Source organism: Maricaulis maris (assembly GCF_003634045.1).
GTDB classification, from domain to species: Bacteria; Pseudomonadota; Alphaproteobacteria; order Caulobacterales; family Maricaulaceae; genus Maricaulis; species Maricaulis maris.
Window position 1 is genome coordinate 1 of the sequence record NZ_RBIM01000009.1, and the last position, 24184, is coordinate 24184.

Consider the following 24184-nt stretch of genomic DNA (forward strand, 5'->3'; position numbering starts at 1 on the left):
CCACCCGCTTCGACAAGCTCGCCAGAAACTTCCTCGCTGCCGTCGCTCTCGCCTCAGCGCGTCTCTGGATCAGAACTTATGAGCCCACGACCTAGACCAGCCCGCGGCCTCTACTCCATGCGAGGAGCGTGCTGCGAGGTCGCCATTCTGCGCGCAGTGTCAAGCGTTAAATGGACCTGGTCCAGGTAGACGAGCTCGCCTTCCCTTGAAAAGGCGCTACAGCGGCCACCGGGACAAATCACATCGGAAATCGCCCAAACTGTAACGCCCTCGCGGTCGGGGGCGGCAGCCCAATTCATCAGGTCTGACTCCAATTCGAAAAAGTCATAGTTCAAGTAGTCGTTCAGTTCATGAGCCAGCTCGGCACCCCGTGGGCTCTCCAGCAAAGTCACCGTATTTTCACTGAACGCCGGTCGCGGCCCAACAATGACCACCGATTTACCCTGGTCCAGCAGGTATTGGGCAGTCGAGGAGATCTCATCGAAATCGCTATTATCCCAATTCCCAGTCAGTACAACGGTCGACACTGCCGGGTTCGACAACGCTTCAAACCTTCGTTGATTAAACTCCCGGCATCCACGTGGCTCATACGATGGAGGTGTCGGATATATCGGCACGCAACCGGCTTGGCTGGCCATTCCAACAGCGACATCCGGTATGATCGAGCGGGTCGCGGCGTAAGCTTCCCGTCCAACACTGTCGCCGACAACGACGATTGCGGGTGGTGCTGTCTCCGGCAGACAAGAAGACCAATCAAGTTCGTCTATCGGTGCCCGACCGGAAATTTGGCAGCGGCCGAGCGCCTCGTCGTACCGCGACCACTGAGCCCAGAGCTGGCTGATCCGCCGCGGGACCGATCCGTGGCGCTCAAGCAAGGCTTGCAGATGCTGGGATTCCGACGAGCTTTCCGCCTGCATCGCAGTTGCGGCTGCCGTTGTCGCGGCAAAATTTTCTTCAGCATCCACCGCATCTTCAGCCGCGACGGGATGATTCCGGCCATTCAGGGCCCAGAGGTGCGCCGCGCCTACTAAACTCGCAATACATAGTCCTGCCACCACGGCTGCCTTGCGAGCTTTCTGTTCGCCGGGTTCTGTGGCCTGAAAGCGAAGGGGTGTTTCAATGAATCGGTGCAGAAGTTCTGCCGAGATGAAGATCGCGGCTAAAAGAACAATGTACTGAGTGGGTGAGAACTCGGCGCCGTATAATAGCCGGGTGAGAACAATGATCGGCCAATGCACCAGGTAGAGCGAGTAGGCGCGCATGCCGACATAGGTCATTGGCGCATTTCCGAGAATTCTCACGGAGAGCTTGCTTTGAACTGCAAGCAGGATCGCAAATGTGCCGATCGTCGGAAGCAGCGCAGCGACAGCGAAATTGTATTGCTGGCCATCGGCAAGAAAAAAGGCGATGCCAATACCGACAAGCCCCGAAACGGTGAGCGCCGAGCCGAACACGGGCTTGGCGGACCAAGTTTGCCAGTTGGGCAGCCTGTGAAACGCCGCAACCCCAGCTCCGAGCGCAAACTGAAAGGCCCGAGTAGGAGCAAGGTAGAACATTGCCGAGGGGTTATTTTGCAGAACGATCCAGGATGAGATCGCACCCACAACAAAGATGGCTGCAAAAACTATGACGCGCGACCGGTCGCTCAGGCTAAACAACGCGCTCAACAATATCGGCCAAAACAGGTAGAACTGTTCTTCGACGCCCAGCGACCACGTATGCAGAAAAATATTGGTTTGCGAGGTGTCTTCGAAATAACCGGAGTTCAGCCAGAAGAATATATTCGACGCGGATATGATCGCGTATAGACCCGTTTGAGAAAAATCCATCAAGCGGCTGCTTCCGACGATAAACATTGACGCCAGTAAAGAAATAGAAATCACAACCGCAAGCGCCGGAAAGAGCCTTGCTAGGCGGCGAGTGTAAAATTCAAAAAATGAAAACCGGTTCTTTTCGGAAGATTCAAATATGATCCGGGAAATAATATACCCAGAGATGACAAAAAACACATCGACGCCGACAAAACCGCCCGGCAACGCAATGTGATTGAGGTGAAAAACGAGCACGCCGACCACCGCGATGGCACGTAACCCGTCCAGAGGCGCGATGTAGTGGGATTTCGTGCTCGACATTAGGGAATTAGCCTTAAGAATAAAGATGTTCCAAAAAATTTCGCACGAACATAAGCGGCTTGATCACCGCGTTCAATAACTCATTCTAGACTGGATAAGCCGTTCCTGCGCTCAGGGCGCTGCGGTCAACGCAGGCCAGATCTAGCCCAAACCCATACGTCTTGGTCTGGTCTACTTATTCGCTCCGTTTGGTCGACGGTTTACACCTCAAACAGCGCCGTCGACAGATAGCGCTCGGCAAAGCTCGCCAGGATCACCACGATGGTCTTGCCCGCCATGTCATCGCGCTTGGCGACCTCGAGGGCAGCTTTCAGCGCGGCGCCCGAGGAGATGCCGCCCGGGACGCCTTCCAGCTTGGCGACTTCGCGTGCCATGGCAAAGGCATCGTCGTTCGACACGGTGACCACTTCATCGATCAGGCCGGTGTCGAGAATGTCCGGCACGAAACCGGCGCCAATGCCCTGGATCTTGTGCGGGCGCGGCGCGCCACCAGACAGGATGGGGCTGTCGGTTGGCTCGACGGCGACGACGTGGAAGCCGGGCTTTTTCTCTTTCAGCACCGAGGCAACACCGGTCAGCGTACCGCCCGTGCCGACGCCGGAGATCAGCACATCGGCCTCGCCGGCGGTATCATTCCAGATTTCCAGCGCCGTGGTCTTGCGGTGGATTTCCGGATTGGCGGGATTGGCGAACTGGCTCGGCATCACCGCGCCCGGCGTTTCGTCGATGATTTCCTGGGCCTTTGCGATGGCGCCCTTCATGCCCTTGGCGGCTTCGGTCAGGACGAGCTCGGCGCCGAGATGCTTGAGGAGTTTGCGGCGCTCGATCGACATGCTCTCCGGCATGGTCAGGATCAGGCGGTGGCCGCGCGCGGCGGCGACAAAAGCCAGGCCGATGCCGGTATTGCCCGAGGTCGGCTCGACCATCACGGCGCCCTCGCCCAGCTTGCCGGCGGCTTCCAACGCATCGATCATCGCCACGCCGATCCGGTCCTTCACCGAGGCCAGCGGGTTGAAGAATTCCAGCTTGGCCAGGATGCGCGCCTTGGCGCCATGCGCGTCGGCAAGCTTTTTCAGCTCGACCAGCGGTGTATTGCCCACCGTGTCAGCGATGGAGGCATAGATGCGGCCGCGGCCGGGTGTGTCGGTCATGTCAAATCTCCGTTTGCGGCCAATGTAGGGAGGCGGCGGCCAAGTGCCAGTGACGAATGTGTCAGTCGAACCGGCTATTTCGTGCCGGTCGAGCCGAAACCGCCGGTCCCGCGTGTCGTCTCGTCCAGCGTGTCGGCGACCTCCCAGACGGCCTGGGTGACCGGAGCGATGATCATCTGGGCGATGCGGTCGCCGCGATTGACGACGAAATTGGCCTTGCCGTGATTGATCAGATTGACCCGGATCTCGCCGCGATAGTCCGCATCCACCGTTCCAGGCGTGTTGACGCAGGAAATCCCGTGCTTGGCCGCAAGGCCCGAGCGGGGTCGGACTTGCGCTTCATAGCCAGCTGGCAACGCAATCGCGATCCCGACCGGGATCAGGCGCCATTCGCCGGGCGGGATGGAGACGGGCTCGTTGGTCGGGACGGCTGCGCGCAAATCCATGCCGGCTGACTGGGGCGTTTCGTAGGCCGGCAGGGCCAGACCCTCATAATGATCGAGCGGTTTGATCTTCACGGGCACGGTCGACATGGCGCTATCCTGGCTGGCGAGTGATGGGACGCATCAAAGCCAAGCCCGGCTGATTTGGCCAGAGGCTAGAGCGCCGAGGCGATCCGAGCGGCCAGAAGGCCAGCGATCTTCGATTTCTCGGCCCGTTCCCAGGCTTCGCTGCCCACCCTGGTGACCAGCAGGACGGCATTCTCGGCCCCGCCCATCACATCACCCGACACGTCATTGGCAACGATCCAGTCGCAGCCCTTGCGGGCGCGCTTGGCGATGGCGAGGGCTTCGACATCATGGGTCTCGGCGGCAAAACCGATGACCAGGCCGGGGCGGCCCGCATTCATCTGTGAGATGGTCTTGAGAATGTCCGGATTCTCGACCAGCGGCAGGCTGGAGAAGCTGGCCTTGTCGAGCTTGAGCTTCCTGTCAGACGGCTGCGCCGGGCGCCAGTCGGCGACGGCGGCGACGGCGATAAAGACATCAGCGGGCAGGGCCTGTTCGACGGCGGCCAGCATGTCGCGCGCGGTCTCAATATGGACGGTCTCGACACCGTCAGGGTCGTCCAGCGCGGTCGGTCCGGCGACCAGTGTCACGCGAGCACCCAGCGCGGCGCAGGCCGCCGCGATGGCATAGCCTTGCTTGCCCGAGGAATGGTTGGAGATGAAGCGGACCGGGTCGATCGGTTCACGCGTCGGTCCGGCGGTGACCAGGACGTGGCGACCCTTCAGCGTGTCAGGCATTCAAGAGGCTCACAACGGCATCGGCAATCGCATCGGGTTCGGCCAGGCGGCCCGGTCCGAATTCACCACACGCCATATCGCCTTCATCCGGGCCGACGAAATGCACGCCATCGCCCTTGAGCGTTGCCAGATTGCGCTGGGTCGCCGGATGCTCCCACATGCGCACATTCATCGCTGGCGCCATCAGCACCGGCTTGTCGGTGGCCAGCAGGGTCGTCGAGGCGAGATCATTGGCCAGGCCGGTTGCGGCCTTGGCCATCAAGTCGGCGGTGGCCGGCGCGACCACGACAAGACCAGCCGAACGAGACAGCTCGATATGGCCCATCTCGGCTTCGTCGGTGAGGTTGAACAGCTCGCCATAGACCTTGTCACCGGACAGGGCGGAGACCGAGAGCGGTGTCACGAATTCGCTGCCGGCGCGGGTCAGGATGCAGCGACTGGCAATGCCGCGCTTTTTCAGCGTCCGGATCAGCTCCAGCGCCTTGTAGGCCGCGATCCCGCCGCCAATGATCAGGAGTATGGACTTGTCGGCCACGTGACGTCTCCGCTGATGGTCCCGTACAGGTAAACCGTCAGCGGGGATTTCCCAAGGGTTTCAGGGGGCGAGGGTCAGTTCAGTCGGAGAAAAGGGGACACACGCCCCCGCGCCACTTCGCGGTTTCACCCTTGAGCTGAAGAAGCGGAGACGGCCTGCTGGCTGACAAGCGATTTATGGACAGCCCTGCGCGCGGCGCTCAGATCACTCCGAGCCTGACCGGAGACCGCGCGGGTCTCCCACTCGGTCTGACGGTCGCGGCCTGGACCTACCAAGCGGGGGGAAACTCAATCGACCAGATGGCGGATTTTCTGGGCGTCGGAAGACAGCGCGGCGCGCTTTTCCATTATGTGCTGGTAGAAGGCGCCCATCGACAGTTCGACATCATAATGGGTGATCCGCGACAGTGCCGTGATGTCGTCGGTCTTGAAGCTGCGGCGGTCGGCCATGGCGAGCTCGACGATGCGCGCGAACATGTTGGAATAGGCCGCCGTGTAGACGTGGGCCGGGAATTCCAGCTTGGCGTGACGTGCGCCCATGCCTTCGGTGGACTCGTAGTAGTGCTCGTCGAACCGGGCTGAGAACAGCTCGTCGCAATGGGCCAGCATGCCGGCGCGCAGATAAGTGATGTTGTCGGTGATCTCGAAATAGTGGGCGACATCCGGATTGCCGACCAGATGATCGAAGACCGTTTCAAGCGCCTCATCCGCATACTTCATCAGGCGCGATTTCAGATGCTGCACCCGGTCAATCACATCTTCGTCGATGCGAAAAAACTCGCGCTGCAGGCTGCGTGCCTCGTCGTTCATAATGAAATCCCTTGCCATGCAGGGAATAAATGCATGCGTTTCTTTCGATTTTGTGTAAATCGCGCCGAGATTTTAGCTAAATGCCAGCATCGTCGCCGCGCCAAGGGCGGCCGCGCCCGCCAGCCAGGCCAGGCGCAGGAACCAGGGGCGGAGTTTCGGGCCGCCGCCGAGTGACAATTTGCCGGCCTTGAGCTGGGCGCCAACCTCGGCCCAGTCATCAATCGCGTCGGGCAGGCGACGCATGGCGTCATGCAGGCGCGTGAGGTCTTCGCCGAGGTCGCGGATACGGCCTTCAGGGCCCAGTTCGCGCTTCATCCAGGCTTCGACAACGGGCGCCGCTGCGCCCCACATGTCGTGCTGGGCATCGAGTTGCCGTGACACGCCCTCGCACTGGACCATGGTCTTTTGCAGCATCACGAGTTCCGGGCGCAGCCGCATGTCGAACAGGTCGGTGATCTCGAACAATTGCAGCAGCACGCGTGACATCGGCACCTGGTCGGCGGTCTTGCCGAAAATCGGTTCGCCGACCGCCCGCAGGGCGCTGGCGAAATCCTCGACCGAATGCCGGGCAGGGACATAGCCGGCGGCGAAATGGGCGCGCGCGGCGGCCATGTAGTCGCGGGTCAGGAAGCCGTGCAGGATGAGCGCCAGGAAACGACGCTCGGCACGGCCGATCCGGCCCATGATGCCGAAATCCACGGCCCAGACCGTGTCGTCAGTCCGGGCAAACAGATTGCCGCCGTGCATGTCGGCGTGAAAGACGCCGCGATCGAGGGCCGTCGACAGGAAGGCGCGGGTCAGCCGGGTTGCCAGGGCCGGCCGGTCGATGCCGCTTGCCTCGATTGCATCCATGTCGGAGAGCGGAATGCCGTCAATCCATTGCGTGGTCAGGACGCGCCGCGTCGAGCGGGTCCAGTCGACCGTCGGGATGTGATAGCCCTCGGCCACCGCTGCGGCTTCGCCCAGCTCGGAGGCAGCCGCCGCTTCCAGGCGCAGATCGGTCTCGACCGTCAGTGAGCGCGACACGGTCTCGACGAATTTGCGCGGTTCGAGCCGGCGGCTGGCCGGTGCGAAACGCTCGGCGAGGGCGGCGCCGAGGCTGAGCGTGCGGATGTCGCGCGCGATCCGGCGCTCGATGTCCGGCCGCAATATCTTGACGGCGACGACAGCGCCATCCGGCGTCACGGCATTGTGGACCTGGGCAATCGAGGCGGCTGCGATCGGCGGGCCGAATTCACTGAACAGCGTGTCGACGGGTTGTCCTAGGTCGGCGGCGACGACCGCGCGCGCCTCGGCATCGTCAAAGGCCGGCATGCGATCCTGCAGGCGCGACAGGCCGCGGGCAAAGCGCTCGCCGATCACGTCGCCGCGGGTCGCCAGGATCTGGCCGAATTTCACATAGGACGGACCCAGCTTCTCGAGCGCCCGGGCCAGGCGTTCACCGGGGTTCTCGGCCAGGTCACGGCGGCGGAAGATGCGCAGGGTCGCGCCCAGCCAGCGCGCCGGCGCCGGGTAGAGCGACTGGTATTCCGCCGGCAGGATGGCGTCATGCCGGGCCAGGGTCAGGCCGGCGCGCATCAGGCGGGCAAGGGAGGTGAGTGTGGCGAACATCAGTTGTGTCTAGTGCGCGAGGGAGGGGTTGGCGAGCGCGCCATGTGGTCGCGCCTGCATCTCCGCCTCAGGCCCAGCCGACATGCAGGGCGGCAATGCCGCCGGAGAAATTGGTGTAGCTGACATTGCGGAAGCCGGCCGTGCGCAATTCGTCGGCGAAATCATCCTGGTTGGGGAAGCGCCGGATTGACTCGACCAGGTATTGATAGCTGTCGCGATCCTTGGCGACGTAATGGCCGAGCTCCGGCATGACGTTGAAGGACCAGGCGTCATAGATCTTCTCCCAGGCCCGGCTGGTCGGACGGGTGAATTCAAGACAGAGGAAGCGCCCGCCCGGCTTGAGCACGCGGCGCATTTCCTTCAGCGCTGAAGCGCGGTCGGTGACATTGCGGATACCGGTCGAAATGGTCACGCAATGCGCGGTGCGATCCGGCAGGGGCAGGCATTCGGCATTGCCGGTCACCCAGTCGATGCGGCCGTCCTCATGCGGTTTCAGCCCGCGCTTCATGCCGGCGCGCAGCATTTGTTCGTTGATGTCGAGCACGATCGCTTTTGCCTTGCGATCACTACCCCGGCGTTCCGCGACAGCGTCAGCCTTGGCCAGGAAGCTGCGGGCCAGATCGCCGGTGCCGCCGGCGACATCAATGTGCAGTTCGCCCGGCTGCGGATTGGCGCGCGTCATCACCATGTCTTTCCAGACCCGGTGGATGCCCAGCGACATCAGGTCATTCATCAGGTCATAGCGCCGCGCCGAACGATCAAACACGCCGCGCACCAGCGAGGCTTTTTCCTCGCGGGCCACATCAGTGAAGCCGAAGGACACGGTTTCGTCGGCGGGCCGGGTTGCGGCGTGCTTGTCTTGGGTCGAGCTCATGCCCGGCAACATAGCCACCGACCGCCCGGCGGCAAAGCCGCGAGGGCGGTCCTTAGTGTCGCATGGAGCGGGCCGCACCCCATTTTGGCTGACAGGTCGGCATGCCTGTGGTCAAACGTGTAGGCTTGGTGCCATCATTCCCGCAAAGGGCGGGGCAACCGCGTGACCGCAAAGATAATTCACACAAACAATGCCTGAATTGCCTGAAGTCGAAACGGTCCGAAAGGGTCTGATCCCCGCCCTTGAGGGGCGCCGCATTGATGCGGTCACACTCAATCGACCCAATCTGCGCTTTCCCTTCCCGGAGCGTTTTGCCGAGCGATTGACCGGAAGCCGGGTCGAGCGCATCGACCGGCGTGCCAAATATCTCCTGTTGCGCCTCGACAGCGGCGAGACGCTGATCGGCCATCTGGGCATGTCGGGACGGTTCTCGATCGAGGCGGCGGGGGATGGGGCGGCGCAACCGGGCGGTTTCGTCCACGCGGCGCCCGCCGACCCTCGGCATGATCATGTCGTGATCGAGGCCGAGGGCGGTGTCACCGTGCGCTATAATGACCCGAGGCGGTTCGGCTATATGGACCTGTTCGCAACCGAGGCCGAGGCGACGCACAAGGTCTTGGGTGCGCTCGGTCCGGAGCCGCACGGCAATCAGTTTTCCGGTCCCTATCTGGCGGCAGCACTGGCCGGCCGGCGCACCCCCATCAAGACTGCCCTGCTTGACCAGTCGATCGTGGCCGGTCTGGGCAATATCTATGTCTGTGAAGCCCTGCACCGGTCCGGCATCAGTCCACGGCGACAGGCCGCCAGCATTGCCGGGATCCGCGCCGAGCGGCTGGCGGTGGCGGTGCGGGCGGTCATTGTCGAAGCGATAGACGCCGGCGGCTCATCGCTCAAGGATTTCGCGGCGACCGACGGTGCGCTGGGCTATTTCCAGCACCGGTTTCGTGTCTATGACCGGCTTGATGCGCCCTGTCCCACGACCGGCTGCGCTGGCGCCGTGCAACGTATTGTGCAGGCTGGTCGTTCGACTTGGTTCTGCAGCACCTGTCAGCGCTGAGTGATTGCCAGCGGGACCGTGCTGCCGGATTTCCCGCTATGTCCGCCACCTGCCGCCGCTAAGATGAATCCATGCAGTCTTTCACAGCCAAGAGGCCTTCCATGCTTCCGACTTCCCGCATTCGCCAGCTGGCGTCCGCAACCCTGTCCGCAGCCCTCCTGGCTGGCGGTGCCCTGCTTGCGCCGGCCGCCCAGGCCCAACAGGCTGATTATTCGCAGATCGAGGCTGATCCGGCGATCTGGCACCTCTCCGATGCGGATTCCGATGTTTATGTGTTCGGCACGTTCCACATTCTGCCGCCAAGCCTGGAGTGGTTGACGCCGGAGATCCGCGACCTGCTGGCCAGCGCCGATACGCTTTATCTTGAAGCCGATGTGCACTCGGCCGAGAGCCAGGCCCTGTTGCAGCAATTGGTGATGCAGCACGGCCTCAATCCGCAGGGCGTGACCCTGTCCTCGCAATTGTCCGAGTCCGCCAATGCGGCACTTGCCGAGTTGGCGCCGACGATTGGCTTCGCACCGGCCATGCTGGAGCCCATGCGGCCCTGGCTCGCCCAGGTCATGCTGGCGGTGGGGCAGATGCAGGCGTTGGGGCTGGACCCCAATTCCGGCGCCGAGACCCGGCTGTTGGCGCAGGTTCAGGGCACGTCTACACAAATGGGGTATTTTGAAACGCCGGCCGAGCAGATCGGCTTCCTTGCCGGCATGCCGGACGATGTCCAGGCCCAGGCCTTCGAGCAAGGTCTGGAAGACCTCGCGGAATTGCCGCAAATGCTGGAACTCCTGGTAACCGCTTGGGCCATGGGCGACATGGACGTGCTTGATCGCGAGATCAATACATCGATGCGTGACGAGGCGCCGGAGGCCTACCAGGTCATGATCGTTGGCCGGAACGAGAACTGGATCCCCCAGATCGCTGAGATCATGGATGGCGAAGGGACTGTCTTCATCGCCGTCGGTGCCGCGCATCTGCCGGGCGAGCACGGCGTCATTCAGCTCCTGCGCGAAGCGGGTTTCGAAGTCTCGCGCCAATAGGGTCCGACCGGGCCGGGTGACTCGAACGGGTCACCCGGTATCGACGCTGGCTTCGCTCTGCGTTATAGCGGCGCGGCTTTACCCGTGCGGGACATCCGCGCCGTCAGATGGAGCGCCGAAATGGGCTACAAGACGATCCAGTACAAAACCGAGGGCCGAGTGGGTGTGATCACGCTCAACCGCCCCGAGGCGCTCAATGCGCTGTGCGACGAGCTGACCACGGAACTGGCCGCGGCGCTGGCTGCCTGCGAGGCCGATGATGATATCGGTTGTGTCGTGTTGACCGGGTCGAAGAAAGCCTTCGCCGCCGGCGCCGATATCAAGGAATTGCAGTCGCGCGACATGGTCGGCCTCTACAACAAGGATCCGTTCGCGGAGACCTGGGAGGCTGTGGCCCGTTTCCGCAAGCCGATCATCGCGGCTGTTTCAGGTTATGCGCTCGGTGGCGGCTGCGAGATCGCGATGATGTGCGATTTCATCATCGCCTCCGCGACGGCGAAATTCGGTCAGCCCGAGATCAATCTCGGCGTCATGCCAGGGTCCGGTGGCACGCAGCGGCTGCCGCGCGCCGTCGGCAAGGCCAAGGCCATGGACATGTGCCTGACCGGCCGGATGATGGATGCCGAAGAGGCGGAGCGGGCCGGTCTGGTCTCCCGCGTCGTGCCGGCAGATGATTTCATGGACGTGGTGATGGAAGCGGCTGAAGCCATTGCTTCCAAGTCATTGCCGGTTGCCATGATGACGAAGGAGGCGGTCAATCGCTCCTTCGAGATCGGCCTGACCGAAGGGGTTCGTTTCGAGCGCCGGGTGTTCATGTCGCAATTCGCGCTGGAAGATCAGAAAGAAGGCATGGCTGCCTTCGCCGAAAAACGGGCTGCTCATTTCAAGCATCGCTAGGCGGCAAGAGACAAAGGGCGGTTGACGCCCCGCCCGCAAGGGCCTATACGCCGCCGCTCACGGATTTCGCCGGGAACATCGTCCCGGCCGCATGAAGAGGTTTACATCCATGGCCAACACCAACTCGGCCAAGAAAATGGTCCGCAAGATCGCTCGCCGGACGGCCGTCAACAAGGCGCGTCGTTCGCGTGTCCGGACCTTTGTCAAAAAGGTCGAGATGGCGATCACCGCTGGCGACCAGGCTGCCGCCAAGACCGCACTGGTCGAGGCTGAGTCCGAGCTGATGCGTGCTGTCGGCAAGGGCATCTACCACAAGAATACCGGTTCGCGGAAAGTCTCCCGCCTGTCGGCCCGCGTGAAGTCGATGTCGGCCTGATCCGACAAGCATCGGCAATGCGGAATGAATGATACGCCCGGGGCACACGCCTCGGGCGTATTTTTTTGTGCGCGTGCGTAGGCGGAGTGTCCTTTTTTTCGCAGTCGCGGCATCGCTGCGCTTTATGAATTAATCTGCGTACGGAGGGGTTGCCAAACGGCGGAAGAGTCGTCCCGGGGCCCAAATTCGGGTAACGTCAGGTAAGTAAAAAGGACCAATTGCATTGTCGCAATTCCGTCATAAAGCCCAAGCTTCGATCCGATCACGGATTTCCCGTGTCAAGCGAAGAATCTCGGATTTTGGAAGCTGAATCATGTTGACCGAAACGGGCCTCGGAGTAACCTTTGGGCTCCTGAGGGCGACTATTCCCATGCGGAAAAATTTCCGGTAGCGGCACGACTGGGTGTAGTGCTGCGAGCGGGGGGATTTTGCCAAAATTACAAACACATAGCTTTCGCAAATGCGAGAGAAAAACAAAAGTGTGACCCACGATGGCATTGAACAAATTGGCTGTTTCCGAGGCAAAAACCGCCACCCTTGACGGGGTGGACGCAGGCGGGATTTCTGCGATCTGGCGCCGGGTGCGCGCCCATTTGCGTGAAGAGTGTGGACCTGCCCTGTATTCGCAGGAGATCGCGCGTCTGCGGGTCCGGCTGACCGAGACCGGCGCGCTTATCATCATCGCGCCGAGCAGTTTCAACCGGGATTGGGTTGAAGATCACTGGGGTGCCCGAATTCGCGCGCTTTGGGCTGAACTCGATACCACGCATCGCGAAATTCTCCTGCGCTCCGAAGGCGAGGATCAGCCGCAACCAATGGTCGCTTCGCGCTCGTCCGTGTCCGGACAGTCGGCGGCGCCCGTGCGGGCCGTTGCGACAGCCGCGCCCGCCGGTTCCGGTGACACGGCCCTGATCGATGCCCGCTTCAGCTTCGACAGTTTCCGCGTCGGTCCGGCCAATGAAGTCGCCGCCGCCGCTGCACGGACCATGGTCGGTGCAGCGACGCCGCCCTTCAACCCGGTTTTCTTCTATGGCGATTATGGTGTCGGCAAGACCCATCTCCTGCATGCTGTTGCGACGGCGGTTCAAAACAATTCCCGGCCGCGCAAGGCGCTCTATCTGACGGCTGAGGAATTTCTCTCGGGCTTTGTCACTGCGATGCGCGCCCGCGACACGATCTCTTTCAAGGAAACGGTGCGCGGCGTCGATGTCCTGCTGATCGACGATGTGCATTTCATCGCCGGCAAGCCCAAGACCGAGGATGAGTTCCTGCACACGATCGCCGCCCTGGTGGCCGAGAACAAGCAGGTCGTCCTGGCTTCGCACAAGCCGCCGGCCGAGCTGCAGATGCAGGATGAGCGTTTGCGTTCCCTGCTCACCGGCGGTCTGTCCTGCCCGTTGGGCAAGCCCGATCTCGACCTGCGTCGCCAGATTCTCGATTGCAAGATCGCGCAGGCCACCTGTCACTACCCGACGTTTGACGTGTCCGAGGCAGTCCGTGACTTCCTGGCCGCCCGCATCACCTCCAGCCCGCGCGAGATGGAAGGCGTTCTCAACAATGTTATCTGCCGCACGGCCCTGATCGGACAACCGGTCACGATGGAGGTCGTGTCGACGGCGCTGCGCGAATTGTCGCTCAGCTCGGAGCGTCGCCTGACGGTCGATGAGATCCAGAAAGTCGTGGCGACCCATTTCGGTATCACGCCGGCCGACATCTGCTCGAAGCGCCGGACCCAGTCGGTCGTCCGTCCGCGCCATATCGCGATGTATCTGGCCAAGACGCTGACGACGCGATCGCTGCCGGATATCGGGCGCCGCTTTGGTGGCCGGGATCATTCGACGGTGATCCATGCGGTGTCAAAAGTGAGCCAGATGATTGATGCCGGTGACCCGGTCGGCGACGAGATCGATGCGTTGACCCGGGAGCTACAGGGCTGAGACGGGCCGCCCCGGCCCGGAAATTCGCGTTAACGCTGGATAAACCTCTTGCGATTGCGCGAATTCATGTATCCTCTCTGACCCATCCCGAAGGCACGGGCCGATCACGCCTTGTGCCGTCACGACAGACAAAGATCTTCGACGTAGATTCAGGAAGCTGACGCAGAAGACGTTGAAAGCGGAACGCGAGATATGAAGCTGACGATCGAGCGCGCGACGCTCCTCAAGGCACTGGGCCATGTTCAGGCGGTAGTCGAAAAGCGCAATACCATCCCGATCCTGTCGAATGTGCTAATCTCGGCCGGTCCCGACGGGGCCAGCTTTGCGGCCACCGATCTGGATATAGAGATCCTCGAGACCACTGATGCCAGTTGCGATGGCGAAGGCCTGGTCACGGCGCCGGCCCATACACTCTACGACATCACCCGCAAACTCCCTGACGGCGCCGATGTGACGCTGGAAATGACGAGTGGCGATCCGCGCCTGACGCTGAAGGCCGGTCGGTCCAGCTTCTCGCTGCCCTCGCTGCCGCCCGGTGATTTCCCCGTAATGCCGACCGAGGACCTGGAGCACCGTTTCAAGGTGCCGGCGCGTGAGTTGGCCCGCCTGATCGACAAGACGCGGTTTGCGATCTCGACCGAAGAGACGCGTTATTATCTCAACGGCATCCATTTGCACGCCGCCGAGCAGGACGGTCGCAAGACCTTGCGCGCCGTGGCCACGGATGGTGTCCGCCTCGCCCTTGCCGAGGTTGATCTGCCGGACGGTGCGACCGGCATGCCGGGCGTGATTGTACCGCGCAAAACCGTGCAGGAGGTCAAGCGCCTGCTCGAGGATGCCGATGACGAGGTCGAGGTGTCGGTCTCCGAGGGCAAGATCCGTTTCCGTCTCGGCAAGGCGGTGCTGACCTCCAAGCTGATCGATGGCGCCTTCCCCGACTATGAGCGCGTCATTCCGCGCGGCAATACGCGATTGATGTCGGTCGAGAACAAGCGCTTTGCCGAAGCGGTGGATCGTGTTGCGACAATCTCGGTCGAGAAGTCGCGTTCGGTGAAACTCTCGCTCGGTGCCGATGCGCTGACCCTCGCGGTCAACAATCCGGAAAGCGGTCAGGCCGAGGAAGAACTCGCCGTGTCCTATTCCGATGAGGGTTTCGCGATCGGCTTCAATGCCCGTTACATGCTGGATGTCGCCTCGCAGATCGAAGGCGATGAAGCGCGTTTCCACTTCGCTGATGCCGCCTCACCGGCCCTGGTCACCGACAGTGGTGATCCGGATGCGCTTTATGTGCTGATGCCGTTGCGAGTGTGACGGACGACGCTGGCACCGTGATGACTGAGACACCGCCGCCGGTTCCGCCTGCGGCGGTTCGTCGTTTGCGGCTGACCAATTTTCGCAGTTATGCCGATCTCGACCTCGATCTCGACGTCGCGCCGGTAGCGCTGTTCGGGGAGAACGGGGCCGGCAAGACCAATCTGCTCGAGGCCCTGTCCTTCCTGGCGCCCGGTCGTGGTCTGCGTTCGGCCGGAGCCGACGGGGTCGCGCTCAAGCAGGACGGCGTGGTGGCGTCGGAATGGGCCGTCTTTGCCGAAGCCGATACGCTTGAAGGTGGTTATCGGCTGGGTGTCGGCGCGCGGGGTTCGGCGCGGCGCGAGACCCGGATCGATGGCGAGCCTGCGGCCCAGAATGTTCTGGCGCGCCTGCTGCCGATGATCTGGCTGACCCCGGCCCAGGACCGCCTGTTCGCCGGGCCGCGCGCTGACCGGCTGAAATTCTTCGACCGTCTGGTCCACGCCGCCGATCCGGCGCATGGCGATGCGGCCGGGGCCTATGAAAAAAGCCGGGTGCGGCGCCAACGCCTGCTTGACGAGGGTGGCCAGGACCCCGCCTGGCTGGGGGCGATCGAGGTCGAGATGGCCGGACATGGTGTTGCCATGGCGGCGGCCCGGCTGGATGCGCTGATCCGCCTGCAGGGCGAGATCGACCGGCGTCCGGAGGGCGTGTTTCCGCAAGCCGACCTGGCGCTCGACGGCGCCGTTGAGGCGGATCTGGCTGACGGCATCACGGCGGCCGAGGCGGAAGATCGATTTCTGCTCGCCCTGCGGGACGGGCGTCGCCGTGATGGTGCGGCGGGACGGACCCTGACGCGTGGTCCGCACCGCACCGAACTGCTGGCGCGTCATCGCGGCAAGGATCAGCCGGCGGGTGATTGTTCAACCGGTGAGCAAAAAGCCCTCATCCTCACCCTGGCCCTCGCCCAGGCCCGGGCCCTCGGGCAGCAATGGGGCGTCGCGCCCCTGTTATTGTTCGATGAGGCTTGTGCCCATCTCGACGCAACCCGACGCGAGGGCTTGGCCGCCGAAATCCTTGCATCCGGCTCGCAGGCCTGGTTGACCGGTGTCGAGCGGGTCCTGTTCGATCCGTTCGGTCCGGCCATCCAGTATCACGAGGTTCGTGGCGGCAAAGTGTGCCCGGCCTAGGCCGGGAGTGCCTCTGCTTCACTGGTCGGGACGCAGGCATCGGCGTCCTCATGCGCATCAACCAGTGCCACCAGCGCGCCGGCCAGTGCGTCGGCGAGGATGTGAATGATCATTGCCGGCCACAGCGACCCGCCGATCAGCACGACGGCCGTCATGAACAGCGTGATCGGGGTGATGCGGAGCATGCCGGACAGCCCCTGATAGGCATGTGCCAGAATGAAGACCGCCATCGAAGCGAGCGCGGCTGCCCAGACCGGCATGACCAGCGCCAGCGTGGCGATCAGGAAGCCGCGGAAAATCACTTCCTCCGTGATCCCGGCGGTCAGCGACAGGAATTGAAAGCCCGCATGATCCCCGACTGTACGAGGTCGGATCAGGTCGAAGCCGTCGGCCGTGTAGAAATCGCGGCGCAGCTTGATGCGGGCCTCGCGGTCAAGCGCGGTGCCAAGCAGGGCGTACAGTGCATATGCAATGGACACCGCGACCAGGCCCCAGACCAGCCAGCCGGTCCAGCCTGACGTGGCCTGGAGGCCGATTGCTGACAGGGGCTGCCCCGCCAAAATCCAACAGATGAAGCAGATAATGCACAGAAGCCAAAGCGTGATCGACGTGTCTCGATACTGGCGTTGGACCGGCTTGCGCGGTGCGTCCGGTCCGAGCAGACGATGCCGCAGGTCGCGGTACACGATGAAGCCGAAGACAAGGGTGATGGCGGCCAGTCCACCGAGGAGTGCAGGTTGGTCGAGCAGGGGTTGCATGGGATGCCCTTTCTGTGTGGATTGACCCTGCCAAGGGTCGCATGCGATCAATGTCGATAACGAGAATGAGAATTCGCATTCACATTTAGAGATGGAGTCGATGTGAGTCAAGGCACCAAGCCGGCCCGGCAGGAAAGATCGCGTCAGACCCGTGACCGGCTGGTCGCGGCCCTTGATGCATGCCTGCGCGAAAAGCCCTTTGCCGACATCACGATAGCCGAATTGGCGGAGACGGCCGGCCTGTCGGTCGGCGCGGTCTATCGGCGCTTTGAGAACAAGGACGCCTTCATCCCGGTGATCTTCGAGCTTTACCGTGCTCGCCTGGATGCCTTCATGGCGGGCGACGGGCGCGTCGAGGTCGACCCGGCCGCCGGGTTGCGGCAGGCGCTGCACACGGCTTGCGCGGTCGGCTGGCAATTCCTGGTCCGTCACGGCTATCTGGTCCGGGCCGCCCATCTCCATGCCCGCCTCCGCCCGGACCTAATCGGTGATGACTGGGAGGAATTGCTCGACCAGGCCCGCCAGTCGGCGCACCAGCTGATCGCCCTGTTCCGGGATGAGGTGAAGCGACGTGATCCTGACGAGGCGGCCCAGATGTTCACCTATCTGATGAACACGCTGCCGATCGAACGGGCCCTCTATCCCGAGGAAGGGGCGGCGGTGGTTCTGACGCTGAGCGATGAGCGCTTCGTCGCGGCCATCGCTGACACGCTCTACGGCTATCTCGTCACTGCAGACTGACGCGACGCGACAGGCGTTTACACGCTATAGCGGCGGCAACCCAGTGTGTGCGAGGCGTGATGACCGTCCAGACCCTGTTCCTGTTTGCCGGCGCCTTGCTGGTGTTGTTCATCACGCCCGGACCGGGCATTGCGGCGATGATTGCCCGCACGCTGGATACCGGTCCCTGGCATGCCGCCATGTATGGCGCCGGCATCATGTTGGGTGATATTTTCTGGTTCACCTTGGCGGTTACCGGCCTGTCAGCCATCGCCACCCAGCTGACCGCCTTCTGGCTCATCGCCAAAATTGTCGGAGCGGCCTATCTCGGCTGGATGGCCTTCAAGGCCTTCTGGAGTGCCTGGACCGGGGCGCGACCCAAGCCGGTCTTCAAGGTCGGGTCAAAAAGTGGTTGGGCGACGACCTTTCTCGCCGGCGTCGCCATGCCGCTGTCCAACCCCAAGCCGATTGTCTTTTACCTGACCCTGGTGCCGGCCTTCATCCCGATCGAGGCGATCACGCCGGTAAGCTATGTGGTGATGCTTTTGATCATGCTGGCGATGGCCGTGCCGACGGCGGGCTTCTATATCGGCTTGGCGCACCGTGCCCGAAACTGGTTGTCGACGCCGCAGGTGCGGCGCGGCGCAGACATCATCACCGGCTGTGTCATGACCGGCATCGCCCTGCTTCTGGTTTTGCGCTAGGACCGGGTCCGAAGCGTTCCGCGCGCGCGTGCATTGGCATTTGAAACCGGCGCCAAAGCGGCACACACTCCGGCGCGTATCAGCAGGGCTGTTTCATGAGCGACATTTCCACCATCAACTTCCGCCGGCCGGCGCGGGCCGCAACGGATTTGCGCGCCTCTGTCGTGATTGCGGTGCTCGACGAGGCCGAGAATGTTGCGGCCGTGTGCGAGGAAGTCCTGCGCGAGATGGATCGCGCCGGAGCGTTCGAGATCGTCTTTGTCGATGACGGGTCCAGCGATGCGACACCGGATATATTGCAGGCGATCGCCGATCAGGACGAGCGTGTGCGCCTGGTCCGCCATGACAGGCGTTGCGGCAAGTCCCAGGCCGTCCGCTCCGGCGTATTGGCGGCCCGCGCGCCCTGGATCGCAACGCTTGACGGTGATGGCCAGAATGATCCGGCCGATCTGCCGGACATGTTGGAAAAAGCCTGGGCGGACGATAGCGATCTGCCACTGGTGGCCGGCACGCGGGTTCGCCGCAATGACCCGGTCTCGCGCCTGGTCGCGACCCGGATCGCCAATGGTTTCCGCGCCACGGTGCTGGGCGATCACTGTCCGGATACGGGCTGTGGCGTGAAGGTCTTCCATCGCGACAGCTTCCTGTTGCTGCCCTGTTTTGAAGGCATGCACCGTTTCCTGCCGGCTCTCTTCCAGCGCTATGGCCATCCGCTGATCAATCATCCGGTCAAGCATCGTGCCCGCCATGCCGGGCAATCGAAATACACCAATATCGGCCGCGCTTTCGTTGGTATTTTCGACACGATGGGTGTGATCTGGCTGGTCCGCCGGACCAAGGCGCCCGGTCGGATTGAAGAGCGCCAGTCGTGACCGATACGGCCCGTCGCCTGGGCTGGAAGGACTGGCTGGTCCTGATCGCCCTGTCGGCTCTGGTCCTGCTGCCGGGCATTTCCTCCATTCCGCCGGTTGATCGTGATGAGTCGCGCTATGCGGTCGCCACCAGCCAGATGCTGGCGAGCGGTGATTTCATCGACATCCGCTTCCAGGACGAACAGCGCTATCTCCAGCCGGCCGGGATCTACTGGCTGCAATCAATCTCGGTCGCGCTGACCGGCACCGCCGATGACCGCGCCATCTGGGCCCATCGCATTCCGTCCTTTCTGGGCATTCTGGCAGCGGTCCTGATGACCGGCTGGATCGCGGCGGGCCTGTACGGACGCATGGCCGGTTTCGGCGCGGCCTTGCTGGTGGCGACCTGTTTCGCGGGCGGCTTCGAGGCGCGCATTGCCAAGACCGACGCCATGTTGCTGGCGACCATCACGGCCTCTCACCTCGCCCTGATGCAGATCTATCTCAAACCGCAAGGCCATTGGTGGCGTCCGGCCCTGTTCTGGTCGGCATTGGGGGCGGGGATGATGATCAAGGGGCCGATCATCCTGATCTTCGTGCTGCTGGCCCTGCTCGCCCTGGTGGTCTGGGACCGCAAGTTCGCCTGGCTCGGTGCCCTGAAACCGCTGTGGGGCGTGCCGCTTTTCCTGGCCATCGCCCTGCCCTGGTATGTCGCTATCGGACTCGTCTCGGAGGGCGGTTTTTATGCCGAGGCGATCGGCGACAGCCTGATGGGCAAGGTCGGCGAGAGCCAGCAATCGCATGCCGGTCCGCCGGGCTATTATCTCGGCCTGTTCTCGCTGACCTTCTGGCCAGGGTCCTTGTTTTTTGTATTCGCCGGATACTGGGCCTGGGCCAATCGCCGCGATGCCGCGACGCGTTACCTCATCGCCTGGATCGTGCCGGCCTGGATCGTCTATGAGCTGATCGCGACCAAGCTGCCGCATTATGTGATGCCGGTTTATCCAGCGATGGCCTGTCTCGCCGTGGCGGCGATTTTCATGCCGGGCGAGGCCAAGGCGCCGCTCTGGGTGAAGATCGGTGCGGGCGTGTATGCCGCACTCTGGCTGGCCGCCAGCGGTCTGGTCGCGGCGCTCGGGCCGGCAGGCCTGCACTGGGCCGAGGGCCATTTGTCGCCCTTGCTGGTGCTGGCCGGTGTTGTCATTTTCCTGGCCGCGGCGGCGGCCTTGCTGCTGCATGTTATCGGGCGCCGGCCAATGGCGCTGGTGGCGGGTCTGGTCGCTGGCGGGTTGGCGGTGACGACGGTTTACGGCGCCACGCTGCCGCGTCTCGACACGCTGTGGCTGACGCCGCGCATCGTGGCCGCTGTCGACGCGCATGGCGGCTGCGAAACCACGCGGCTGATCACGTCGGCCTTCCGCGAGCCCAGCCTGGTCTATCGCCACGGCCCTTATGACACCCTTCTGGCCGCCGACCCGGCCGATGCGGCCGTCCAGTTCGCCACCGAGACCGAGTGTTCTCTCGCTCTGATCGATGCCAGCGAGGCCGACGCGTTCCTGGCCCGTGCCGCCGCGCTGGCGCTGAACCTCGATGCCGTGGCGCTGATCGAGGGCCAGAATTATTCCAATGGCGACGCGATGAGCCTGACCCTCTACCGGGCGGCAATGCATGCGACGGACGCCGCGGACGGTCAGCCGTGATCAGCGCCGAACTGGTTTCGACCCTGCGCCGCCATCCCGGCAAGGCGGTCATGGCGCTTGGCCTGGTTGTCCTGTTCTCGCTTGGTGGATTTGCCGCCCTGTTCCTGCCCCAGGATGTGACCCGGCAGGCCCTGGACGGGCTGGCGGTGATCGGCCGCGAACCCTGGGCGCCGCCGCTGGCCATTCTTGCCTTCCTGGTCCTGATCACGCTGGGGGCGCCGCAGGCGGTGCTGATCGCGGCCCTGGTGGCTGCCTTTGGCCCCTGGGCCGGCTTTGTCTACAGCTGGACCGGCAAGGTGGCGGCCTGCGCGCTCGGCTTCCTGATCGGACGCCGGGCCGGGGCGGGCTGGCTGGCGCGCAATGCCGGGCCGGACGTGGCCATCGTCATGGACGAGCTGGCCCGGCACGGTTTCTGGGCCAGCGCGGTGATCCGCTTGGTGCCGACCCTGCCTTCGATCGTCATCAATATCGCCGCCGGCTGCACGCCGATGCGGTTTCGCGCCTTCATTGCCGGCACGGCGCTGGGCAGTGTCCCGAAAATGGCGCTCATCGCCTTCGCCAGCCACGCGGCAATCCAGGGGCTTGAGGGCGGCGGCATCCGGGCGTGGATCGCGGTCGGCGGAGCGGTGCTGCTTCTGGTCCTGATTGCGGTGATCGGGCGGCGCTGGCTGAAGCGTCGTGCAACCGCACGACCGGGCCCGCTTCCGGTCGAAAAGCCCGCCCCGTGACTCACGCGTGCGCGCGTGCGTACGCGTGTGCGCGCGAGTGGTCACAGACGCGCGAAACCTGTACAACAAAACCATGACGGAACAAGCGAATCAGGAATACGGCGCAGAGTCGATCAAGGTCCTCAAGGGCCTCGACGCCGTGCGCAAACGCCCGGGCATGTATATCGGTGATACCGATGACGGATCCGGCCTTCATCACATGGTCTATGAGGTCGTCGATAACGCGATCGATGAAGCCCTTGCCGGCCATTGTTCGGAAGTCCTGGTGACGCTGCATGCCGATGGGTCGGCCTCTGTGCGCGATGATGGTCGCGGCATTCCGACCGATATCCACAAGGAAGAAGGCGTTTCGGCGGCCCAGGTCATCATGACCCAGCTGCACGCCGGCGGTAAGTTCGACCAGAATTCCTACAAGGTCTCCGGCGGTCTGCACGGCGTCGGCGTCTCGGTGGTCAATGCCTTGTCGGACTGGATGGACCTGACCATCTGGCGCAATGGCAAGAAACACTGGATGCGCTTCCGTCGCGGCGATGCCGAGGAAGACCTCAAGGTGATGGGCGATGCCGAGCCGGGCCAGAAGGGCACGGAAGTGCGCTTCATGCCGTCGGAAGAAACCTTCACCATGACCGAGTTCAATCGCGAAACGCTGCAGCACCGCCTGCGCGAGCTCGCCTTCCTGAATTCCGGCGTCAAGATCACCCTGCGCGATGAGCGCGAGGCCGAGCTTTATTCCGACACGATGGTCTATGATGGCGGTGTGGCGGCCTTCGTCGCCCACCTCGATCGCAACAAGACGCCGATCTTCACCCCGCCGGTCCTGATCACCGGCGAGAAGGATGGCGTCGCGGTCGAAGCAGCGCTGGAGTGGAATGACAGCTATCACGAGAATGTCCTCTGCTTCACCAACAACATCCCGCAGCGCGATGGCGGCACTCATCTGGCCGGTTTCCGCGGCGCGCTGACCCGCATCATCAACACCTATGCGGCGTCTTCCGGCCTGGCCTCGAAGGCCAAGGTCTCGATCTCCGGCGATGATGCCCGCGAAGGCCTCACCTGCGTGTTGTCGGTGAAAGTGCCGGACCCGAAATTCTCGTCCCAGACCAAGGACAAGCTGGTCTCGTCGGAAGTCCGCCCCGCCGTTGAAGGCGCTGTCGGCGAGGCGTTGGCGGAATGGTTCGAGGAACATCCGACCGAAGCGAAAATGGTGGTCGGCAAGATCATCGAGGCCGCCGCCGCTCGCGAAGCCGCCCGCAAGGCGCGCGAGCTGACCCGCCGCAAGTCGGCGCTGGAAATCTCGTCTTTGCCCGGCAAGCTGGCAGACTGCCAGGAGAAGGATCCGGCCAAGTCCGAGCTTTTCATCGTCGAGGGTGACTCAGCCGGCGGCTCTGCCAAGCAGGGACGTCACCGGGAAAACCAGGCCGTGCTGCCGCTGCGCGGCAAGATCCTCAATGTGGAGCGCGCCCGTTTCGACAAGATGCTCGGCTCGGAACAGGTCGGCACGCTGATCACGGCGCTGGGAACCGGCATTGGCCGCGACCAGATCAATTACGAAAAGCTGCGCTATCACAAGGTCATCATCATGACCGATGCCGATGTCGACGGCGCCCATATCCGCACGCTTTTGCTGACCTTCTTCTATCGCCAGATGCCGGAGCTGATCGAGAAGGGCTATCTCTACATCGCCCAGCCGCCGCTCTACAAAATCACCAAGGGCCGGTCCGAACGCTATGTGAAAGACCAGGCCGAGATGGACGCCTATCTGATCGAGGAGGGGGCGTCGGAAGCGCATCTGACCTTGCATGACGGCGAAGTCGTCACCGGTCAGGACCTGACCACACGGGTCGCTGCGGCCCGTCAGGTCAAGCTGTCCATCGACCGCATGACCGCACGCGCCCCGGGCTTCGCCCTGGAAGCGGCGGCGCTGGCCGGCGCGCTGGTGCCGGAACCCTCGGAAGACGGGATCCGCGAAGCCGCCGCCCGCCTCAACACTTTCGCCGATGAAGGCGAGGACACCTGGCTTGGCCGCCTCGATGAGGAGGATGGCAGCCTGGTCTTCGAACGCGAAGTGCGCGGCGTGATGGAAACCGTGGTGCTGGACCGCAATCTGCGCGCCAGCCCGGACGCCAAACGTCTCAATGAGCGCGCCACGGCGATCGCCGGCGATTATTCTGGCCCGGCCAGCTTCGTGCCGAAGTCCGGCCCGGTCACCATCAACTCACCGCGCGAACTGGTCGACGAAGTCATCGTCTCCGGCGCCAAGGGCATGAAATTCCAGCGCTATAAGGGTCTCGGCGAAATGAATCCCGGCCAGCTCTGGGAAACCACGCTCGACCCGAACGCCCGCTCGCTCCTGCAAGTCTCCGTCACCCACGCCGACACGGCCGACGAACTCTTCTCCAAGCTGATGGGCGATGTGGTGGAGCCGCGTAGAGACTTCATCCAGGAGCACGCGCTGGAAGCGGAAGTGGACGCTTAAGCGCCCCATTGCCGACGGAACTGAAAACGCCCGCCTGTTTCAGGCGGGCGTTTTCGATTGTGGTGGTAGTAGCATCTATTCTACCATCAAGTTGTATGGCCCGCGGTG

General features: G+C 63.1%; 20 protein-coding genes and 2 pseudogenes. 14 read left to right on the forward strand and 8 right to left on the reverse strand.

Translation table 11 applies throughout. The annotated features are described in order from the left end of the window. Positions 1 to 95 (forward strand): annotated as a pseudogene (locus C7435_RS16095) (IS5/IS1182 family transposase); the annotation flags it as partial. Between the two features lie 15 nt (positions 96 to 110). Here C7435_RS16095 and C7435_RS16100 read toward each other — a convergent pair. The 7 genes and pseudogenes from C7435_RS16100 to C7435_RS16130 form a co-directional block, all read right to left on the reverse strand. Further along, entirely contained in the window at positions 111 to 2132 is a 2022-nt protein-coding gene (locus C7435_RS16100) for an acyltransferase family protein (protein ID WP_121212473.1), read from the reverse strand. A 200-nt stretch (positions 2133 to 2332) separates the two neighbouring features. Continuing rightward, a complete protein-coding gene (cysK, locus tag C7435_RS16105) occupies positions 2333 to 3283 on the reverse strand; it encodes a cysteine synthase A (RefSeq protein WP_121212474.1) in 951 nt (316 codons plus the stop codon). A 74-nt stretch (positions 3284 to 3357) separates the two neighbouring features. Further along, positions 3358 to 3816, reverse strand: a complete 459-nt coding sequence (gene dut / locus C7435_RS16110; protein WP_121212475.1) for a dUTP diphosphatase — start codon at positions 3814 to 3816, stop codon at positions 3358 to 3360. A 65-nt stretch (positions 3817 to 3881) separates the two neighbouring features. Next, a pseudogene (gene coaBC, locus C7435_RS17415) lies at positions 3882 to 5064 on the reverse strand (bifunctional phosphopantothenoylcysteine decarboxylase/phosphopantothenate--cysteine ligase CoaBC). Positions 5065 to 5351: 287 nt separating this feature from the next. After that, positions 5352 to 5873 carry a protoglobin domain-containing protein gene (locus C7435_RS16120; RefSeq protein WP_075189951.1) on the reverse strand — a complete coding sequence of 174 codons (522 nt, stop codon included), beginning with the start codon at positions 5871 to 5873 and terminating at the stop codon, positions 5352 to 5354. Between the two features lie 72 nt (positions 5874 to 5945). Beyond that, the gene (gene ubiB, locus C7435_RS16125) at positions 5946 to 7484 is read right to left on the reverse strand and encodes a 2-polyprenylphenol 6-hydroxylase (protein WP_121212476.1); all 1539 of its coding nucleotides are present in this window, start codon (positions 7482 to 7484) and stop codon (positions 5946 to 5948) included. Between the two features lie 67 nt (positions 7485 to 7551). Next, the gene (locus tag C7435_RS16130; RefSeq protein WP_121212538.1) at positions 7552 to 8358 is read right to left on the reverse strand and encodes a class I SAM-dependent methyltransferase; all 807 of its coding nucleotides are present in this window, start codon (positions 8356 to 8358) and stop codon (positions 7552 to 7554) included. Between the two features lie 190 nt (positions 8359 to 8548). Between C7435_RS16130 and mutM the strand changes: the two genes are divergently transcribed. The 7 genes from mutM (at position 8549) to recF (ending at position 16139) form a co-directional block, all read left to right on the forward strand. Continuing rightward, positions 8549 to 9415, forward strand: coding sequence for a bifunctional DNA-formamidopyrimidine glycosylase/DNA-(apurinic or apyrimidinic site) lyase (gene mutM, locus C7435_RS16135; protein ID WP_121212477.1), 867 nt, complete (start codon positions 8549 to 8551; stop codon positions 9413 to 9415). 101 nt (positions 9416 to 9516) lie between these two features. Then, on the forward strand, positions 9517 to 10449 hold the full coding sequence (locus C7435_RS16140; protein WP_075189954.1) for a TraB/GumN family protein: 933 nt from the start codon (positions 9517 to 9519) through the stop codon (positions 10447 to 10449). Between the two features lie 120 nt (positions 10450 to 10569). After that, positions 10570 to 11346 carry an enoyl-CoA hydratase gene (locus C7435_RS16145; protein WP_075189955.1) on the forward strand — a complete coding sequence of 259 codons (777 nt, stop codon included), beginning with the start codon at positions 10570 to 10572 and terminating at the stop codon, positions 11344 to 11346. 109 nt (positions 11347 to 11455) lie between these two features. Beyond that, complete coding sequence (rpsT, locus tag C7435_RS16150; RefSeq protein ID WP_075189956.1) at positions 11456 to 11722, forward strand: 30S ribosomal protein S20; 267 nt, start codon at positions 11456 to 11458, stop codon at positions 11720 to 11722. Positions 11723 to 12213: 491 nt separating this feature from the next. Beyond that, complete coding sequence (dnaA, locus tag C7435_RS16155; protein WP_121212478.1) at positions 12214 to 13659, forward strand: chromosomal replication initiator protein DnaA; 1446 nt, start codon at positions 12214 to 12216, stop codon at positions 13657 to 13659. Positions 13660 to 13851: 192 nt separating this feature from the next. Next, positions 13852 to 14970, forward strand: coding sequence for a DNA polymerase III subunit beta (dnaN, locus tag C7435_RS16160; RefSeq protein WP_121212479.1), 1119 nt, complete (start codon positions 13852 to 13854; stop codon positions 14968 to 14970). A gap of 20 nt (positions 14971 to 14990) precedes the next feature. Next, positions 14991 to 16139 carry a DNA replication/repair protein RecF gene (recF, locus tag C7435_RS16165; protein WP_170150523.1) on the forward strand — a complete coding sequence of 383 codons (1149 nt, stop codon included), beginning with the start codon at positions 14991 to 14993 and terminating at the stop codon, positions 16137 to 16139. Here recF and C7435_RS16170 read toward each other — a convergent pair. After that, complete coding sequence (locus C7435_RS16170) at positions 16136 to 16897, reverse strand: CPBP family intramembrane glutamic endopeptidase (protein WP_121212480.1); 762 nt, start codon at positions 16895 to 16897, stop codon at positions 16136 to 16138. The genes recF and C7435_RS16170 overlap by 4 nt on opposite strands. A 102-nt stretch (positions 16898 to 16999) precedes the next feature. On the opposite strand from C7435_RS16170, the gene C7435_RS16175 reads away from it, so the two are divergent. The 6 genes from C7435_RS16175 (at position 17000) to gyrB (ending at position 24076) form a co-directional block, all read left to right on the forward strand. Next, positions 17000 to 17638 carry a TetR/AcrR family transcriptional regulator gene (locus C7435_RS16175; protein ID WP_121212481.1) on the forward strand — a complete coding sequence of 213 codons (639 nt, stop codon included), beginning with the start codon at positions 17000 to 17002 and terminating at the stop codon, positions 17636 to 17638. 59 nt (positions 17639 to 17697) lie between these two features. Beyond that, entirely contained in the window at positions 17698 to 18321 is a 624-nt protein-coding gene (locus tag C7435_RS16180; RefSeq protein ID WP_121212482.1) for a LysE family translocator, read from the forward strand. A gap of 95 nt (positions 18322 to 18416) precedes the next feature. Continuing rightward, a complete protein-coding gene (locus C7435_RS16185; RefSeq protein WP_075189962.1) occupies positions 18417 to 19193 on the forward strand; it encodes a glycosyltransferase family 2 protein in 777 nt (258 codons plus the stop codon). Beyond that, a complete protein-coding gene (locus C7435_RS16190; protein ID WP_121212483.1) occupies positions 19190 to 20872 on the forward strand; it encodes an ArnT family glycosyltransferase in 1683 nt (560 codons plus the stop codon). The genes C7435_RS16185 and C7435_RS16190 overlap by 4 nt, the downstream gene beginning before the upstream one ends. Beyond that, a complete protein-coding gene (locus C7435_RS16195) occupies positions 20869 to 21600 on the forward strand; it encodes a TVP38/TMEM64 family protein (RefSeq protein WP_083635078.1) in 732 nt (243 codons plus the stop codon). The genes C7435_RS16190 and C7435_RS16195 overlap by 4 nt, the downstream gene beginning before the upstream one ends. 73 nt (positions 21601 to 21673) lie before the next feature. Then, on the forward strand, positions 21674 to 24076 hold the full coding sequence (gyrB, locus tag C7435_RS16200; RefSeq protein WP_121212484.1) for a DNA topoisomerase (ATP-hydrolyzing) subunit B: 2403 nt from the start codon (positions 21674 to 21676) through the stop codon (positions 24074 to 24076). The last annotated feature ends 108 nt before the right edge of the window (positions 24077 to 24184 follow it).

What these genes read in the sequence shown, in the direction of transcription:
- C7435_RS16100 (WP_121212473.1), bottom strand. Translation starts at nt 2,132, where the DNA reads ATGTCGAGCACGAAATCCCACTACATCGCGCCTCTGGACGGGTTACGT.
- cysK (WP_121212474.1), bottom strand. Translation starts at nt 3,283, where the DNA reads ATGACCGACACACCCGGCCGCGGCCGCATCTATGCCTCCATCGCTGAC.
- dut (WP_121212475.1), bottom strand. Translation starts at nt 3,816, where the DNA reads ATGTCGACCGTGCCCGTGAAGATCAAACCGCTCGATCATTATGAGGGT.
- C7435_RS16120 (WP_075189951.1), bottom strand. Translation starts at nt 5,873, where the DNA reads ATGAACGACGAGGCACGCAGCCTGCAGCGCGAGTTTTTTCGCATCGAC.
- ubiB (WP_121212476.1), bottom strand. Translation starts at nt 7,484, where the DNA reads ATGTTCGCCACACTCACCTCCCTTGCCCGCCTGATGCGCGCCGGCCTG.
- C7435_RS16130 (WP_121212538.1), bottom strand. Translation starts at nt 8,358, where the DNA reads ATGAGCTCGACCCAAGACAAGCACGCCGCAACCCGGCCCGCCGACGAA.
- mutM (WP_121212477.1), top strand. Translation starts at nt 8,549, where the DNA reads ATGCCTGAATTGCCTGAAGTCGAAACGGTCCGAAAGGGTCTGATCCCC.
- C7435_RS16140 (WP_075189954.1), top strand. Translation starts at nt 9,517, where the DNA reads ATGCTTCCGACTTCCCGCATTCGCCAGCTGGCGTCCGCAACCCTGTCC.
- C7435_RS16145 (WP_075189955.1), top strand. Translation starts at nt 10,570, where the DNA reads ATGGGCTACAAGACGATCCAGTACAAAACCGAGGGCCGAGTGGGTGTG.
- rpsT (WP_075189956.1), top strand. Translation starts at nt 11,456, where the DNA reads ATGGCCAACACCAACTCGGCCAAGAAAATGGTCCGCAAGATCGCTCGC.
- dnaA (WP_121212478.1), top strand. Translation starts at nt 12,214, where the DNA reads ATGGCATTGAACAAATTGGCTGTTTCCGAGGCAAAAACCGCCACCCTT.
- dnaN (WP_121212479.1), top strand. Translation starts at nt 13,852, where the DNA reads ATGAAGCTGACGATCGAGCGCGCGACGCTCCTCAAGGCACTGGGCCAT.
- recF (WP_170150523.1), top strand. Translation starts at nt 14,991, where the DNA reads ATGACTGAGACACCGCCGCCGGTTCCGCCTGCGGCGGTTCGTCGTTTG.
- C7435_RS16170 (WP_121212480.1), bottom strand. Translation starts at nt 16,897, where the DNA reads ATGCAACCCCTGCTCGACCAACCTGCACTCCTCGGTGGACTGGCCGCC.
- C7435_RS16180 (WP_121212482.1), top strand. Translation starts at nt 17,698, where the DNA reads ATGACCGTCCAGACCCTGTTCCTGTTTGCCGGCGCCTTGCTGGTGTTG.
- C7435_RS16185 (WP_075189962.1), top strand. Translation starts at nt 18,417, where the DNA reads ATGAGCGACATTTCCACCATCAACTTCCGCCGGCCGGCGCGGGCCGCA.
- gyrB (WP_121212484.1), top strand. Translation starts at nt 21,674, where the DNA reads ATGACGGAACAAGCGAATCAGGAATACGGCGCAGAGTCGATCAAGGTC.